This is a genomic window from Streptomyces goshikiensis, from assembly GCF_014650555.1.
In the GTDB taxonomy this organism is placed as follows: Bacteria; Actinomycetota; Actinomycetes; order Streptomycetales; family Streptomycetaceae; genus Streptomyces; species Streptomyces goshikiensis.
In genome coordinates this window covers 98,812-113,853 of sequence record NZ_BMVE01000018.1, presented here as the reverse complement: position 1 = coordinate 113,853, position 15,042 = coordinate 98,812, and the positions used below count along the sequence as shown (strand labels likewise).

Annotated in this window: 16 protein-coding genes; 11 read left to right on the top strand and 5 right to left on the bottom strand. The window is 68.7% G+C overall.

The window, feature by feature from the left end:
* The first annotated feature begins 362 nt into the window (after positions 1 to 362).
* Both IE248_RS33870 and IE248_RS33865 read left to right on the top strand, forming a co-directional pair.
* Complete coding sequence (locus IE248_RS33870; protein WP_143196297.1) at positions 363 to 614, top strand: hypothetical protein; 252 nt, start codon at positions 363 to 365, stop codon at positions 612 to 614.
* Positions 611 to 979 (top strand): fic family toxin-antitoxin system, toxin component, encoded by a 369-nt coding sequence (locus IE248_RS33865; protein ID WP_073797053.1) that lies wholly within the window; start codon positions 611 to 613, stop codon positions 977 to 979. The genes IE248_RS33870 and IE248_RS33865 overlap by 4 nt, the downstream gene beginning before the upstream one ends.
* Positions 980 to 1,326: 347 nt before the next feature.
* Here the strand turns inward: IE248_RS33865 and IE248_RS33860 are convergent, their stop codons facing one another.
* Positions 1,327 to 1,854, bottom strand: a complete 528-nt coding sequence (locus tag IE248_RS33860; protein ID WP_190032676.1) for a hypothetical protein — start codon at positions 1,852 to 1,854, stop codon at positions 1,327 to 1,329.
* Between the two features lie 102 nt (positions 1,855 to 1,956).
* On the opposite strand from IE248_RS33860, the gene IE248_RS33855 reads away from it, so the two are divergent.
* Positions 1,957 to 2,565 carry an SMI1/KNR4 family protein gene (locus IE248_RS33855; protein ID WP_073797055.1) on the top strand — a complete coding sequence of 203 codons (609 nt, stop codon included), beginning with the start codon at positions 1,957 to 1,959 and terminating at the stop codon, positions 2,563 to 2,565.
* Positions 2,566 to 2,612: 47 nt separating this feature from the next.
* Here IE248_RS33855 and IE248_RS33850 read toward each other — a convergent pair whose 3' ends face one another.
* Positions 2,613 to 2,807: a hypothetical protein gene (locus IE248_RS33850; protein ID WP_073797056.1), complete on the bottom strand. Its 195-nt coding sequence runs from the start codon at positions 2,805 to 2,807 to the stop codon at positions 2,613 to 2,615.
* Here IE248_RS33850 and IE248_RS33845 point away from each other — a divergent pair.
* The 4 genes from IE248_RS33845 to IE248_RS33830 all read left to right on the top strand — a co-directional run bounded on the left by IE248_RS33845 (position 2,806) and on the right by IE248_RS33830 (position 6,359).
* Positions 2,806 to 3,090: a hypothetical protein gene (locus IE248_RS33845; RefSeq protein WP_073797057.1), complete on the top strand. Its 285-nt coding sequence runs from the start codon at positions 2,806 to 2,808 to the stop codon at positions 3,088 to 3,090. The genes IE248_RS33850 and IE248_RS33845 overlap by 2 nt on opposite strands.
* 324 nt (positions 3,091 to 3,414) lie before the next feature.
* Positions 3,415 to 4,119 (top strand): hypothetical protein, encoded by a 705-nt coding sequence (locus tag IE248_RS33840; protein WP_190032675.1) that lies wholly within the window; start codon positions 3,415 to 3,417, stop codon positions 4,117 to 4,119.
* Between the two features lie 661 nt (positions 4,120 to 4,780).
* Positions 4,781 to 5,389 (top strand): RNA polymerase sigma factor, encoded by a 609-nt coding sequence (locus tag IE248_RS33835; protein ID WP_073797059.1) that lies wholly within the window; start codon positions 4,781 to 4,783, stop codon positions 5,387 to 5,389.
* A 511-nt stretch (positions 5,390 to 5,900) separates the two neighbouring features.
* Positions 5,901 to 6,359 carry a hypothetical protein gene (locus IE248_RS33830; protein WP_073797060.1) on the top strand — a complete coding sequence of 153 codons (459 nt, stop codon included), beginning with the start codon at positions 5,901 to 5,903 and terminating at the stop codon, positions 6,357 to 6,359.
* A 423-nt stretch (positions 6,360 to 6,782) separates the two neighbouring features.
* On the opposite strand, the gene IE248_RS33825 is transcribed toward IE248_RS33830, so the two are convergent.
* On the bottom strand, positions 6,783 to 7,253 hold the full coding sequence (locus IE248_RS33825) for a hypothetical protein (RefSeq protein WP_073797061.1): 471 nt from the start codon (positions 7,251 to 7,253) through the stop codon (positions 6,783 to 6,785).
* Between the two features lie 449 nt (positions 7,254 to 7,702).
* Here IE248_RS33825 and IE248_RS33820 point away from each other — a divergent pair, with 449 nt between their 5' ends.
* From IE248_RS33820 to IE248_RS33805, 4 genes are all read left to right on the top strand, one after another.
* Positions 7,703 to 8,806 carry a bifunctional DNA primase/polymerase gene (locus IE248_RS33820; protein ID WP_373301692.1) on the top strand — a complete coding sequence of 368 codons (1,104 nt, stop codon included), beginning with the start codon at positions 7,703 to 7,705 and terminating at the stop codon, positions 8,804 to 8,806.
* Positions 8,803 to 10,320: a DNA primase family protein gene (locus tag IE248_RS33815; protein ID WP_073797062.1), complete on the top strand. Its 1,518-nt coding sequence runs from the start codon at positions 8,803 to 8,805 to the stop codon at positions 10,318 to 10,320. Before IE248_RS33820 ends, IE248_RS33815 begins: the two co-directional genes overlap by 4 nt.
* On the top strand, positions 10,317 to 10,691 hold the full coding sequence (locus IE248_RS33810) for a DUF6009 family protein (RefSeq protein ID WP_008742100.1): 375 nt from the start codon (positions 10,317 to 10,319) through the stop codon (positions 10,689 to 10,691). Before IE248_RS33815 ends, IE248_RS33810 begins: the two co-directional genes overlap by 4 nt.
* A gap of 591 nt (positions 10,692 to 11,282) precedes the next feature.
* Positions 11,283 to 12,128, top strand: coding sequence for a DUF6008 family protein (locus tag IE248_RS33805; protein WP_373301691.1), 846 nt, complete (start codon positions 11,283 to 11,285; stop codon positions 12,126 to 12,128).
* Positions 12,129 to 12,164: 36 nt separating this feature from the next.
* Here IE248_RS33805 and IE248_RS33800 read toward each other — a convergent pair whose 3' ends face one another.
* Positions 12,165 to 13,688, bottom strand: a complete 1,524-nt coding sequence (locus IE248_RS33800) for a helix-turn-helix domain-containing protein (protein ID WP_229895719.1) — start codon at positions 13,686 to 13,688, stop codon at positions 12,165 to 12,167.
* 388 nt (positions 13,689 to 14,076) lie between these two features.
* The gene (locus tag IE248_RS33795) at positions 14,077 to 15,021 is read right to left on the bottom strand and encodes a ScbA/BarX family gamma-butyrolactone biosynthesis protein (protein ID WP_190032673.1); all 945 of its coding nucleotides are present in this window, start codon (positions 15,019 to 15,021) and stop codon (positions 14,077 to 14,079) included.
* Positions 15,022 to 15,042: the final 21 nt, after the last annotated feature.

Sequence of the window (15,042 nt, the reverse complement as noted above, 5' to 3'; positions counted from 1 at the left end):
CGAGACCGTCCGGGCTGAAATCTGACCAACTGCCCTCTAGAGAGGAGGGATTGGCTACTCCGGCACTGCGAACTGGCCAGTTCCTTGCTCTCCGGCGCGACCGAACCTGGACCTGGTAGCGCTCCACCGTCGAAATCCCACGACCGGGAGAACCCGCAGAGCGCCGGTCGTACGAACGCCCGCCTCACGAAGACCCCGGCGGGGATGTGGCCGATCCGCACCGGTTTCCTCGGAAGGGCGTGATATCCGGGATCGGGTGCCCGTACGGTAGGAGACACAGGATTTACATGCCCGGGGCCGCCACCTCGGGTGACCGCCACAGGCTCCCGGGCCTCTTGTTCTCCACCCGCCAGGAGACCGTCATGAGCACACCCGCTCCGCACCCCGGCCGCCGCGAGCTGCGCGTCACCGTCACCGACGAGGTCTACGAGCAGCTCCAGGCGCTCGCCGCCGACAGCCGCGTCCCGGCCGAGGAGTACGCTGCGCGGATGCTCACCGACGACGTCGCCCGCGCCAGGTTCCTCGCCGGCGCCGAGCACTTCGTCGCCGAGCACGCCCTCGGCTTCGCCGAGCACTTCGGCCACCACCCCGCCGCGGGAGACCAGGCCGCGTGAACCTGACCGTCGACCTGATCTGGCTTCTTGAGGTCGCCCAGGAGAAGCTTCCGGGCGATCCCGACGTGGTCGATTTCGGCGCCCTGGAGGCCGCCCGGGCACGCCACTGCGCGGTCGTCATGGGCACCACCGTGTACCCAGAGCCGCACCACCGGGCCGCCGCCCTCCTGCAGTCCCTCGTCCGGCTGCCCGCGCTGGAACACTCCAACGAGCTGTACGCGGCCGTCATCGCCGCGGCCTTCCTCAACGCCAGCGGCCGCACCGTGAAGGTGAGCACCGACCAGGCCGTCGACCTGGTCAAGCAGACCGCGAACGGACTGGACGTCCGCGACATCGCAGCCGCCCTGACCACCTGGACCCCCTGAACGGCCCCCGTCGGCAGTGTCCCCGGAGCCCCGCACGACGTTGGGGACGGCGCCGCTTCCGCATCGAGTGGACGACGAACACCGCGCTATGCACTCACGGGTCAGGCGGCCTGGCCGAGGCTGGCAGCGGTCAGGCCCTGCGCTCCAGCGAGACGTCTCTGATGATGACAGCGACCTTGTCATCCAAGTCACAGCGGACTGCGCCCAACTCCGCCGTCAGTGACGGAAGCGGGGTCGGTATCCGGCGCAGGATAGAGCAGCATGTTCCTGCTGCGCAGCCGATCCCGTAGGCGCCGCTCCAGCAGCGTTTTCCCACAGGCGCACCAGGTGGTGGCCTCAGCCGGCGGTCAGGACGTAACGGCGGGCTCCGCTTCGTCGCCTGCGTCCCGCAGGGCATCTTCCAGGTCGGTGAGGGTGATGTCGGCGGGGGTGCCGATGGCCTGCAGGGAGAGGATGCTGGTGCCGCAGTAGGTGGTCAGAGCGAGCAGGAGGTCGAGGAAGCGGGTCTGGTCCTGCGCGAGGGTGCGGCCCATAATCTCGACGCCCTGGTCGTCGAGCATGCCCCGGATCGTCTCGACCATGAGCTTGTGCACCTCGTCGTCGCCGGCCTGCTCCAGGCCGGCGAGGAACTCGTCGAGCGTCTTCTCTCCTCGTGAGGCAACCTCCGCGCTGAGGCCGAGCGCTGCGAGGGCGAGACCGCCGGCGAGGTCGGCCAGGCGGCCGGCGCCGCTGTCGTCAGCGTCCGCGTGGGCCGCGGCGGCGATCAGGCGCCCGGTCAGAAGGTCTAGCTTCGAGACGACGTCCTTGCGGTGGCTCGCCGGATCGATCGAGGCACGAAGGAGTTCCATGACGGGCACGTGCGTGAGTTCACTCATCACGCCATCCTGCCTACCGGGCCGCGCGCTCCGGGCCGGAATCGGCATTGAGAATCGCAGTTCGCAGCAGATAGTTTGCGGAGGACAGAGAGAAGAGTTCGCATGGACCCCCGGATCCCCCGCATCCGACGCAAGCTCGCCAAGGTCCCCTATGCCGCGCCGCGAAGCTACTCCTTCGGTGAAGAGAAACACGGGTTCCGCCTCGAACGCCCGTTGCCGAACGAAAAGGTCGCCGAGTTCGAGGCTGACCACCACATCGAACTGCCCGATCCCTACCGCAGCTTCCTGACCACGCTGGGCGGGGGCGGTACATCGCCTTTCTACGGCCTGCTGCCGTTGCAGTCATGTCGGCTGTTCACGATGGACCCCCAAGGCGAGCCCGGCCGCCCTCGGGGGTTCACGTTCGCCGACGGCCCGACTCACCGAGGTGACCTGTTCCTGCACATCATCGAGGCGGGATGCACCGACCTGGTGCTTCTCGGCATCACAGGTCCCCTGGCTGGCCGCGTCCTCACCGGAAACGCCGACGGCTTCTGGGGCCCCAATGTCTCGTCAGCCACGGATTTCCTGGCCTGGTACGAGCGCTGGCTCGACCACATGCTCGACGGCCGCGACAACCGCGACCTGGAGCTGACCTCGCCAGCCCTGCGAGCGCCGGTTGACCGCATCCTGAGGCAGCACCGCGATCGCGAGCATCTGTCACAGCCCTGAAGATCCGGAGCCACGTCATCCGTTTGAGAACAGCTTGAAGCGGCTGTTCACGTGCTCAGCTCGTCGGCTTCGCTGAGGACGTCGCGCTGAAGCGGCCGGTAGTCGGGGTCCTCGGGGTGGCGCCACAGGTCGGGGTGGAGCCGGTTCATCTGCCGGTCGGTGAGGACGGCCGAGGGTGAAGTGAGCTGAGGCAGCCCGGCGCAGGGCGTAGGGGCCCCCGAGATCGGGATGGGCCCAGGCATGTTCAAGGGCACCGGCCACGCGGCCGGTGCCCCAGCCGAGGGACTCTGCGAGGAAGTCCGCGCTGAGCGGGCGGCCAGCGTGGGCGAGGGCGTTGAGGACCACGACAGCGTCCTGCTCCTTGTCGCTGTCGTCGGGTGGATTCTGGGTGTCGGTGTAGCGGGGGTGGGCGTAGGCGTCTTCGGCGTACGGGGCGAGGTCAGCCGTGTGGAGGTCCAGACGCCGGGCGAGTACCGGACGCTGTCCGCGTACGACGAAGCCACCGCCATCACCGGCCGTGGGTGACCGCCCGCTACGCCGCCATCAAGATGACTCCGTACGGCTGAACGTCCCCATTGGCGAACCCAGTGCCGGAACCCTGGTGATGGAGACGCCTCTCTAGCCTCGTAGGGCCACGCCAGGGCGCAGCCTCAGATGCTGAGGGCGTCTGCTTTGATCAGCCCTATGACGGAGTGGTCCCAGCTCACCCATGCGTACGGAACTGCCGAAGACGTGCCTGGCCTCCTGGAGGTAGCCGGGCCCGACCCGGAGAGTCCCGCGTGGGACGAGCTCTGGTCCCGCCTGTGTCACCAGGGGACGGTCTACCCCGCGAGCTACGCTGCCCTGCCGGTGCTGGTCGGCAAGGCGCGCCAGTTGACGGCGACAGACCGAACCATGCCCCTGCTCTTGGCCGCTTCCATCGTCGCCAGCACCGACCGGCCCTGCGGGATACCTGATCCCAAAGATGCCTACGCCGCGGAGACCTCTGAGCTGATCGAGCTGGCGGAGGAGGCTCTGCGCCATCCGTCACTGGCCGACAGTCCTGAGCGCTATGTGGAACTCCTGGAAGCCCTGCTCGCTTTCGAGGGGGTCGAGGTGTGGGGGGAGGAGCTGCACGGTCTCAGCGGTGAGGAGTTCGAGGTTCCCTGCCCCGCGTGCGAGGCGGAGAACTTCGTCGTGTTCGGCGAATACGGCTACTTTTCTACGACCGACAGCCTGTACATGAACGAGGCCACTGGGCACCGCAAGGAGTTGCAGCCTGCAGCCATCTCTTCCCTGGAAGGGCTGGCCAAGCGGCTCCACGTGCGGGCTCTCACCGACGGTCAGCACAAGGTCGCGGACGCATTGACCTACATCTTCGGAAGCGCGTACTGCGCCGAGTGCGACGCACTCTTCCTGACATCTACTCTGCGCCCGACACGGAGGCTGGCCGGCGGGGGATCAGCGGGGTCGCCAGATCGACAGCGCACCCCCCTGCCGCAGAGCTGGCACACACCCCGGCCGTACACGGGCGGAATGCTCCTCGGCGTAGAAGAGGTCCATCAGCACGCGTGAGCGGCCGGAGAATCGCTGGGGGAAGCCGGATCGCGTACGCGTTCTCCTCGATGTCGACGGCGTCCCCGGCGGCCCGGGCCCCGGCGGTGACGGTGAGGGTAAGGGTGACGTCCACGGTCACGGCGGCCGGTCCGGGCGGGACGGCATCGGTGACGGCGGTGGGCGGGAGCAGGAGAAGCCGCCAATCCGCCAGACCGCCGTGGACATCGTGGCCGGGCAGGCAGCTGAAAGTGTTGACCAGCCACCTGGAGCCCCTCGGCGAGGTGGGCGCCGGCGATCCCGGGGTCGCTGTGGAGAGCAGGGTGGTGCCTTCCGCGGGTTCGGGAGGCTGCGTAATCACGCAGCCGTCCCCTCGCCTATGACATCCCTGACGACCCGCACCCCGAGCGGTTCGACGCCTCCCGTCAGGCGGGCAGTGACCTTGGATCCGTCCCGCCTGACGAACTCGCCCTGCACGCGCACCGGTGGGCGGGGGCGGAGACGTGGTGCTCGCCTCCCGCGCCGCCCCAGACCAACACGCGAACCGCCTGTGATGCAGGTCACTCTGAGGCTTGCTCACGCCGGAGGCGCCGCCAGGAGTGGTTCTTGCAGAAAGCCTTGGTGTTCCCCCTTTGAGGAGAAGCCAGGGTGCTGGTGTCGACACCTCGGGGAAGGCCAGAACGTGCGTGATCGCGGTTCCTACCAGCGGGTCCTGGGGGACCCACCCTCTGACCTCACACCGGAGGCCCTGAGCCAGTGGCTCAAGGCCGACCGGCGCATGCCCAGCTACCACCGGACCGTCGAGGCGATGGTGGGCCCGACCCACGTCGACGACGTCTTGTCGAAGGCCCGGGAGAACCTCTACCGGCACCTGCAGGTCCATGGACCGGTCGCCAAGGTGATCCCGTACTTCGGCACGATCTGCCAGAACGCGGCGCTGGACCACATTAAGAAGATCGCCAAGTTGGCCGAGCAGTTCGTCGGGGACAACACGTCGTCGCTGGAGGACGCGGCTCAGCGGATCCGGATTGTCGGCGCGGACGGCATGACCGTCGTCGAGTTCTCCGACCAGGTCTCCCGTGCCGTCAAGGAGCTGAAGAAGCACTTCTCCGCGCACGAGCTGGCCGTCTGGCTCTTGGTCGAGATGTACGACCTGGACTCCGCCACCATCGCGATGATCCTCGGCGGCTCCTCGGGCGCCGTCCGCCAGACGGTCCGGCGGGCGCGCTCCAAGCTCGCCGACCCCGAGCTGCAGCGCAAGCTGCGCGAGTGGACGCTCGCTCCCGAGTAGTCCCTGCCCACGGCGTTCGGTCGGGCCACACCCCCGTCGGCCGGCCCGAGCGCCCAAGGGAGGGACTGCCCAGCCCGCTGCAACGGGCGAGCAGTCAGCACCTCCATCCGCCATGGGGGAGAGGACGACCGGCCCAGGGTGAAGGGGACCGGTCGTGGGGCCTCTCAGAAACAGGAGAAGACTGTGTTGTTCGAATCGTCACGACCCCCACGGACCGCTGCAGGTCTGTGGATCATGTCTGTCGTTGTGCTGACCGTCAGTCTCTTCCGGCGGCTGCTCGATCGCGTGCTCATGTCCCTGCCGGCTTCGCCCGAGCGGAAGGGCGGCGGCCTGCCCGTTCGGCGGTTGCTCCCCCGCTCGTCGGCCGGTCTGAGCGGAGTCTCTCCACGATCCTGATGAAGCGGGTGTGAGTAACGCCACGTAGACCGGGCCGGGGTTCTTCCTCACTGGAAGAGCCCCGGCCCAGGTGTTTCTTGATACCGGTTCAGACGGCCGGTCTCACCGCTCGACCATGGCGACCAACCACGAGCGGGAGCCCTTCGGCATCAAGGACACGCTGATGAACAGCTTGCCGTCCAACAGCTCCGCCAACGACGGTAGCGCCGAGATCAACGAGACGTACGCGGAGGTGCTCGACCAGATCGAGGCCGCGCCCGTGCCGCTGGCCAACTCCGGCACCCTCGACGGGATGAACACCACCTACGCGGAGATGCTCGACGACATCGAAGCCGAGATCGCGCTGCTGCAGGGGAGCGTGAAGCGCCGCCGTCGCGCCCTGCGGCGACAGGCCCGCCGACAGGCCATGGACCGCGTCGCTTTGTACCGCCGGTCCGCCCTGGTCATGCTGGGCGTCTCCTTCTTCGTCGTCGGCGTCGTCATGCTGCTCACCGGCCAGCCCCACGCGCTCGACATGTTCGACCGCGCGATGACCGCCTGGGCCACCGCGTTCGCCGTACCCCCGAAGAGCTGATCGGCCGCAGTGCCGGAAACGCAGGAAGGCCCCTTCCCACCGGACCATCCGGGGGGGAAGGGGCCTTCGCGGAAGGTGCGGATGGCACCCCTCACATCGGGGGAGGGTCGCTGTCTCCCAGTCGGTCGGCCCAGCGCCAAGGCGGCGAGCACCGAGGACGTCGCCGACCAGCTGGCCAAGTCGATCCGGGTGATGCTCGACGACGCACAGACCGGGGAGACACTGAGCGAGGCTGCCGACCACTCGTACGCCGCGGTGTTGCGTTCCCGCGCCTGGGCCGAGGGAACGCACGGTGTTCTTGCAGCGGCAGGCCCCTCGAACCGGAGCCGGCCGCACGTACCCTTGAGCCCCGCCACCCGTGAATCGAGCGGCGGGCGGGGGATCCCGCGATGCCCGCCCAGGGGCGCCAAGGAATCTGATGGCCTACATACGGTCGAGGCCAAACATGCGGTTCACCGCCTCCTTGATGGTGAGACCAGCTCGTTCTCGCTGGGCGGGAACCGCTGTAGCGGGTGGGAGTTCCACCGCGAGGCCTTCGACGCGCTGGCCGGGGGCGGCCTGGGCAGCGATGCGGCTGCGTTCGCGCTCGGAGGCGGCGAAGAGGACAAGCGGGGCCAGGCCGCGGCGCAGGGTGGGGACGCGGCTGGCCACAGGGCAGATGACCGCATACGGCTTGCCGCGGACGTACACGGGCACTCCCATGGCGAACTCGGGGATCCCGTCGCGACCGACGGTCGGGTAGGCGCCGGCCTCGTGGACGACGAACTCCACCACCGGCTTGACCAACGCCTTCTGGCGCTGGAGCAGGGCCTCGATCGCCGCCATGTGGTCCTGCTCCGCTGCCTGCCTGGCCTCCCGCTGGCGCCGCTGGACGGTCGCCAGGCGGTCGATCACTTGGTTTCGCCGGGCTCTTCGGTCGCTGCCCAGAACGTCAGCGACCGAAGGCGAGCGACCGTGGAGAAGTTCAGTCGCTGGCTTCAGTCGCTGATGAAACTGCAGGTCAGAGCAGTCTCTCTCGTCAGGCAGCGACTGAAGCGACTCAACTTCCGGTATATGAGGACATTCATGTGTGCGCGTGTGCGTCATATATAGGAGGTTTCAGTCGCTTCAGTCGCTGTTTCCTATCCACCAGTCTCTTGACCAGCTGTTTTTCTAGAAGCGACTCAAGCGACCGAAGTCGACTCGGTCGCTGTGTCACGGAGTTCAGTCGCTCCATGGGCCCCCGGGCCCCGGAGCGCGACACGCCGATCGAGGTACGTGCGACACACTGCGCACGGTCTCTGGCAGGTTTCGCTAGTCTGTGTTCATTGTTGAGTCGCTTCAGTCGCTGTGAGGGGAAGTACATGCCCGCTGAGCTGCGGTTTTCTCGCAGCGACTCAGGGCAGCCCACCCCTGAGCGTTCAGTCGCTGCCCTGAGACTGGCCCGCTGGTGCGCCAGCAACGGCTGGCCGGTCCACCCACTGGCCCCGGGTCGGAAGACACCTGCTGCCAACTGCCGCGAATGCTCCCAGACCGGGCACACCCGCACTGGATGCCCCTGCCACGCCGCCGGCCGCTGGTGCCACGGCTTCCATGCAGCGACCCTGGACTACGAGCGCATTGAGCAGTGGTGGGGTAACACCCCATCACTCGGCGTCGCTGTAGCCTGCGGCCCCGCGGGCCTCGTCGTCATCGACATCGACGCGCACCAGAGCGAGCCCCCACACCGTGACAAAGTACTTCCGGGCATCCCCATCGGTGAGCACATCGACCTCTCCGGCATGACCACCGGCTACCACTCCCTCGCCGTACTCGCGGCCCTCCGAGGCGAACCCAGCCCTGCCGAGGACACCTCCACCCTGCGAGTCCGCACTCCCTCAGGCGGCCTGCACGTCTGGTACCGCGCCACCGATGGCCGCCGCTGGCAGTGCTCCACCGGGTCCGGCAAGCGAGCCCTGGCCTGGCAGGTCGACGTCCGCGCTCACGGCGGCTACATCATCGCCCCCGGAACCACCACGACCGCGGGTACCTACACCCCCGTCGGCCCTGAGCGCAGGCCCGCTCCGCTGCCCGCCTGGCTAGCCCAGGAACTGCAGCGCACCGGACACTCTCCCGCCTCGCACGTCCCCGCCCCGCGGCCGGTCCCACCCCGAGCCCGCCAGGCAGTCCTCGCGGCAGGCGGAGGCCACACCCAGACATCCCGCCTGCTGACCGCGCTCCTCGCGGACGTCGCGGCGTGCGCCCAAGTCACCGAAGGCGCCGGCTTCACAGAGAAACTGAACCGGGCGGCCTACACTCTCGGCGGACTCGCCGCAGCCGGCCACCTCTCCGTCACCGACGCCGAAACAGCCCTCCAGGAAACCGCGGAAGCGGTCCGCCCGGGACAAAAGCAGCGCTCCGGTCAGATCATCCGCAGCGGCATGACCGCCGGCGCCAAGCGCCCCCTGCACCTCGGAGGCCGACGGTGAGCACCCCACCCGAAACCGATGGTTTCCTCTTCAACTTCGACCCCGAGGCCATCGCCGCACAGATCCTCGCCCAGCCCGCCCCGCCCCCGGTCCCCGCACAAGGAGGGGAACAGGCGCACCTGCACCACGCGACGGTCGCAGGCCTCATCCCCGACACCCTCAGCGACCGCGGCAACGCCAAGCTGTTCGTGCGCCTGTACGCCGGGGACTACCGGCACGTCCCCGGACTCGGCTGGTACCGATGGGACACCACCCGCTGGCAAGTCGACGAGGATGACACCGTCGTCTGGGCCGCCGGAGACCTCGCCGAAGCCATCGCCACCACCGACCCCCGCGGTATCCACAGCAACCAAGCCCTGCAAAAGCACCGCCGCCGCGCCTTGAGCACCTCCGGCATGAACGCCATGCTCACCCAGGCCAAGGCCGCCCCCGGCATGGTCCTGCGAGCAGAGCTCCTCGATGCCGACCCCTATGCCCTGTGCACCCCCGCGGGCATCGTCGACCTTCACACAGGCCTCATCCGTACCCCCGAGCCGGACAAGGACTTCCACTCCCGCTCGACATCCACTGCCCCCAAGTCGCAGCCCACCCCGCGCTGGAACCGCTTCCTGGCCGACACCTTCGGAGACGACGCCGAAGGCCGGGAGATGACCGACTTCCTGCACCTGATGCTCGGCTATTCCATTACCGGAGACGTCGGAGCCCAGGTCATGCCCTTCCTCTTCGGATCCGGCAAGAACGGCAAGAGCGTCCTCCTGGACGTCCTGATGAAACTCCTGGGTGACTACGCCGACGCCGCTCCACCCGGCTTCCTCATGGCCCGCACCTTCGAAGGACACCCCACCGAACTCGCCGAACTCCACGGCCGGCGCGTCATCGTCTGCTCCGAGGTCAAGCCCGGCGACAAGTTCGACGAAGCCCGCGTCAAGCTCCTTACCGGCGGCGACCGCATCAAAGCCCGCCGGATGCGACAGGACTTCTTCTCCTTCGCCCCCACCCACAAACTGTGGCTCATCGGCAACCACCGCCCCGAGGTCGGCACCGGCGGCTTCGCTTTCTGGCGCCGCATGCGCCTGGTCCCCTTCGAGAAAGTCGTCTCCGACGACCGGAAGATCGACAACCTCGCCGACATCCTCGTCACCGAAGAAGGCCCCGGCATCCTCGCCTGGCTGATCGACGGAGCCCGCCGCTACCTCGCCGGCGAGAAAGACCTCACCGGCCCCGCCCCGGTCCGCATCGCCACCACCGCCTACGCGGAAACCGAAGACCACACCGGCCGCTTCTTCGAAGAATGCTGCACCTTTGACCCCGACCACCGCGCGGAACAAGCCCGCCTCTACAACGTCTACCGCACCTGGTGCCAGAATGAAGGCGCGCCCACCGTCTCCTCCCGCGCCTTCGCGTCGCGGGCACGCGAGCTCGTAGGCCTTGCCTCACCCAAAGAAATGATCTTGTCCAACTCGAAGAAGTACTACCCCGGCATCGGACTGCTCGCAGAAGAGGAGAACGCATGAGCTCCCTCATCTCCGACGACGAGCTCCACCACGAAATCGACCTCATCTGGCTCGAAGACGTCTCCGAACTCGACTACGTCCGCCAGTCCCTCGACCGCCTCCCCACCCGCCGAGGCAAACCCGCCTACCACCGAGACGGCCGTCTCGTCGGCTACGCCCAGCTCGGCCCCCAGGCCAAGCCCTCGCGCTCCAGCGGTACCTTCCGCCGCCGAGTCTTCTGGCTCCTGCCGCACGACCGCGACACCGTCCCCGACGGCCTCTACGCCACCGGCGCCCCTGCGGAAGCCGTCGACCCGACCACGCTCACCGCCGGCAGCAGAGGCCGCAAGACGGAACGCTCGGAAAGGCCAGCACAGGCTGCGGACGCCTGACGGGATGGTTCTGCGGCAGACGCCTTGCTTTCTGTACGTGATTGTTTGAAGTTCGGTCGCTTCAGTCGCTAGCCATCTGGCGTCATGTCATCTGACCTGCATCTTTGTGTGCAGCGACTCAACCAGCGGACATCCGTCTCTACTCATCTGCATCCCGCGGCCGGCATCGCTGAGGACAGGGTCGGGTTCAGCTCGTGCCGGCTTGGGTGCACGGGTCAGGCCCGGTGCCCAGAGCGCTCTGGGGTCAGTACCACCGGGCACTGCCGACCGAGCCGATGGACAGGACCGAATCCTTCGACCAGAGCGAGAGGAACGATCCGTCGGTGCGGTTCCGGAGGAGCGACAACACGGTCGAGGCGGTCATGGGGCCATCCTGACACGGGGCGGGTCCGGGCCAGCCGGGCGGACCGAGCGCGTGACGGGGGCGTACTCCGCACGGGAGAAGTAGCCGCTCCGGGAGGCTGCTCCCTACCGTGAGAGCCGACAACGGGCGACTGCCTGGCCCGGGTTGGCCAGGGTGGAAGTCGCCCGTGCCGGAACGCCTCCGGTCGCCGTCGCTACTGAGGAGCCAGAATGAACCATCCTCCCGGCATGCCTGGCATGCCCGGAATGGCAGGCATGGGCGGGCCCGTGTCCACCCTGGACACCGTGACCGCGGTGCTGTTCATCCTGTGGGCCGTCTCCATGTGGTTGGCGGTGGGCGTCCTCGCGTACGCCAACCGCGGTCCCGTCAAGCCGTGGCTCTACAAGACCTCCGTGGGTCTGATCGGCCTCGGGGTGATCGGGCAGATCGGCCACTTCCAGGAGCACGTGTCGCAGGCCGTGTACTGGATCGCCCACCCGACCTCGCCGGCCTGGATGACCCCGTGGGCCAACAGCCTGTCGCGCGGCATGGGCCAGGTGGACACGACCAAGCCCTCGCTGGGCATGGAGATCCTCCACCTCACCGGCAACTTCATCTTCCTCGCCGGCCTGGTCGGCATCGTGCTGATCACCAAGCGCGTCGCCGGACAGCTCCAGTCCCGCAAGTGGGCCAAGATGGGCGTCTGGATGCAGGGCATCCACGGCCTGGAGCACGTCGTCCTGACCGCTTCCGTCGCCCTCGGCGCCAAGCGCGCGATCGGCCTCTCCACCTGGTTCGGCACGATCGACCCGGGCCCCGCGCTGACCACCTACCGCGTGTGGTGGCACTTCGTCGCCAACCTCATCGGTACGGGCATCCTCGCGCTGTCGCTGTACCACCTGTGGCGGGAGAAGCGGAGCGTCAAGGCCGGCTTCGGCGAGCGGACGGGCGACGAGGCCTCCCAGACTCCCGGTGACGGCGAGACCCCCGCACACGGTGAGCCGTGCCCCACTTGCCACACCACCACGGGGACTTCCTCCACCGCCGGTTCTGCCGCCGACTCCGAGTTGGTGGGGGCAGGACGCGCGACCTAGGCGAGCGGATCCGTCCCTCCGTGGACCCCGGTCACTTCAGCCGGTACTCGCCCAGGGGCGGGTGCCGGCTGAAGTCATGAGCGGGAGTCTGGGCGGGGGCTCCGTCTCCGAGGCCGCCGGTACGGGCTCCCGCTCGGCGAGTTCTTCCGTACGGCAGCGCCAGCACAGGCCGCTCGGCGCGGGGCGTCCGCAGTGCGCCCCGCGCCGTCCCGGGCAGGGCTGTGCCACCCAGAGCTCGGGCGGGAGCGCCGTGGGGCACTGGGAGCACTGCGCGCACTCCCCGGACTGCCCCGGGCGCAGCGGCCGCTCGCAGACGGGGCAGCAGTGCAGCTCGGCAGCGGGGGCGCCGGTGCCCGTACGCCCGGCCCGGCGGTCGGCGCGGAACTCCTGGCACGCCCGGCACTCTTCGCCGGTCGACCACAGGACGCCGGTCTCGCAGTCGGGGTTCGCGCAGCCCCACCGGGGGAGGGCCACGCCGAGCAGCCAGCGGCCGGGGTCGCGGATCTCGTCGATGAACGTGCCGGCGAGGCGGGAGGTGAGGCGGGCCCGCAGCCGGTCGGTGTTCGTCCCGTTGTCGAGCTGGTGGCCGATCTCGCGGCCGATGCGGCGCAGCACGTAGCGGTTCACGCCGCCGAGCAGCATGCGGACGGGGTCCAAGACCCCGTCGATGCGGGGGCTGAAGGTCAGCTGGGATCTCTTGTCCGCGGGGGTGGCGGGCCGGGCGCTGTCGGTGCGGTTCGGGGGAGAGGGGATCTTGTGGCCCGCGCGCAGCGCGACGTGCGCCTGGCGCACCGCGACCGGCGGGCGACCGGGAGACCGATCGGTTTCCCTACCTTCCGGAAGTTCGCCTGCGGCGGGTGGGACGAGCGCGCGCTCGTCATCGGGTCGGTCAGTCTTGGGGTCTTCCTTGTACGCGAGCGATCCGGCATGAGCGTCCGGACCTGACCCGTCATCAGTGGCAGGTGTGGAAATGGCCGTCGGCGGGGCGTCGGGACCGGCCGAGGAGCTGTGCACGAGGAAGAGGTGCCGACCGCGGACGCCCGCCCTCCGCTCGACCGTGAGCCAGCCCGAGGCGGCCAGCCGGTCGATGATCCGCCCTGCGGCCTCCACCGTGATCGGGTGCCCGGCGCGGTGGCCCGTGTGGTGGCGCAGGAGGCGGGCGAGGTCGCCTTCGGAGAGCGGGATCCGCTGGACCACGGCATGGGAGATCACCGCGTACGCCCTGAGCAGGCGGGGCGGGAGGGACTCGCTGGCGTGCACCGGGAGCCAGATGAAACGCTCGGTGGCGGTCATGGGGCGGACCCGGCGCAGCGCCGTGGTGCCGCGGCCGCCGGGCAGTGAGCGGCGCCGGTTTTCGGGCAGTTCCACGATGCCGTCCGGGGCGGTGTCGGACCGCAGCTGGGCCATGGCCCGCTCGACCGTCGAGACGGACAGTCCGAGGTACGAGGCGAGGGTGGCGACGCCCGCGGTGCACCCCTCGGGGCGCTGCCCCAGCGCTTTGATCTTCATGTACACGCTGAGCGTGGCGTCCGAGTAGTACGCCGACTCCACGAGGCGCATGGGCACCTTGACGCGTCGGCGGAAGCGCGGCGCCAAGTCGGCCTCGGGGGTGCCCAGTTGAATCGGCTCAGACGAAGCGGCGGACGTGGAGTCCTTTTCCGGACAACCTTTATGAAGGGAGTACTGGAAAAGCCCCGGGTTTTGGTCCATGATATGGAAATCTCCGTGCGGTTGAGGCATGGCGAAGCCCTTCATTCGGGCTGTTGGTTCTGGCAGAACCTGTAACGAGCGTTCGGGGTGGCACCCGCAACGTGTGATTCGCCCGCCGAGTTGGCGCTCGACGGGCGATCGAATGACGTCGGGTTCCCGGTGGTGGCACACCGGGATCGGCGACTTGGCTCGGTGGAGCCCGGTGGACGGCTGCCGACGGCAGCATCTCGCGTCCGGATCAGATAGAGCTCACGTCCGTCATCTCCGCGCAGGCGGTGAAGGCGAAGGCGCCGCCCTGGAGGGCGTTGACGCGTACGGTACGGCGTGCGGCGGACACCTCGCCGGCCAGCGGTTCCGCTTCGATCCAGCAGGCGTCGTCGAACTCGACGTAGCGGTTGAAGCTGACGTCCATCGATGTCGGGATCATCGGGCTCCAGGACGGCTGCAGAGCGTGGCCGGCCTGCCGTACGGACTCCAGGAGGAGCATCCCCGGGACGTGGTCGAGCGGGTGGTCGAAGAGGACCGGGTGGTTGGTGTCCACGCGCAACTGCCAGCGCCACCGCTCCGAGGTGGGGGCCAGCACGATGTCCTGGGTGCGACTGCGGCCGACCGCGTACCGCGAGACCGCAGCGGGGGGCGTCGGCACGTTCTTGAACGTCTGCGCGACGTTCCGGCCGGATCTCAGTCGCTGGTACATGGCGGGGGAGTGGCCGCAGAAGCCGATGCTGGCCGCAGCGAGCAGCGTGCCGTTGCGGACCGCCTCGATGTGCATCGTCATGGTGACCGCCTGGGAGTGGCGGTAGCGGACGTCCGAACAGGTCACGTGCAGTTCGATCTCGGCAGGGGTGTGCTCGATGCGCAGCGCCTGCGGGTTGACGGCGTACTGCAGGCGGGACCAGCTGATCGAGTGGTCGAACGGCACCTGGTACCCGACGTGCGTCAGCAGCAGGCCGCACTGGCGGAGTGTCTCGCAGAGCATGAGCGGGTCGTGGAACCCCTGCTCGGACGTGTAGAAGCTGTGACTGCGCGGCCACTGGGCGGTGACGGTGAACGCGTCGGTGCCCACTTTCTCCCATCCGGTCAGGAACACTTCCGACAGGGCCGCCCGGTGAACGTACTCCCTGGCCACGGTCGTGGTCAGCGACCTACCTGCGATTTCGGGCCGTTCCGTCGTGATGGACATACCTCTCCCCCCTGGAGCATG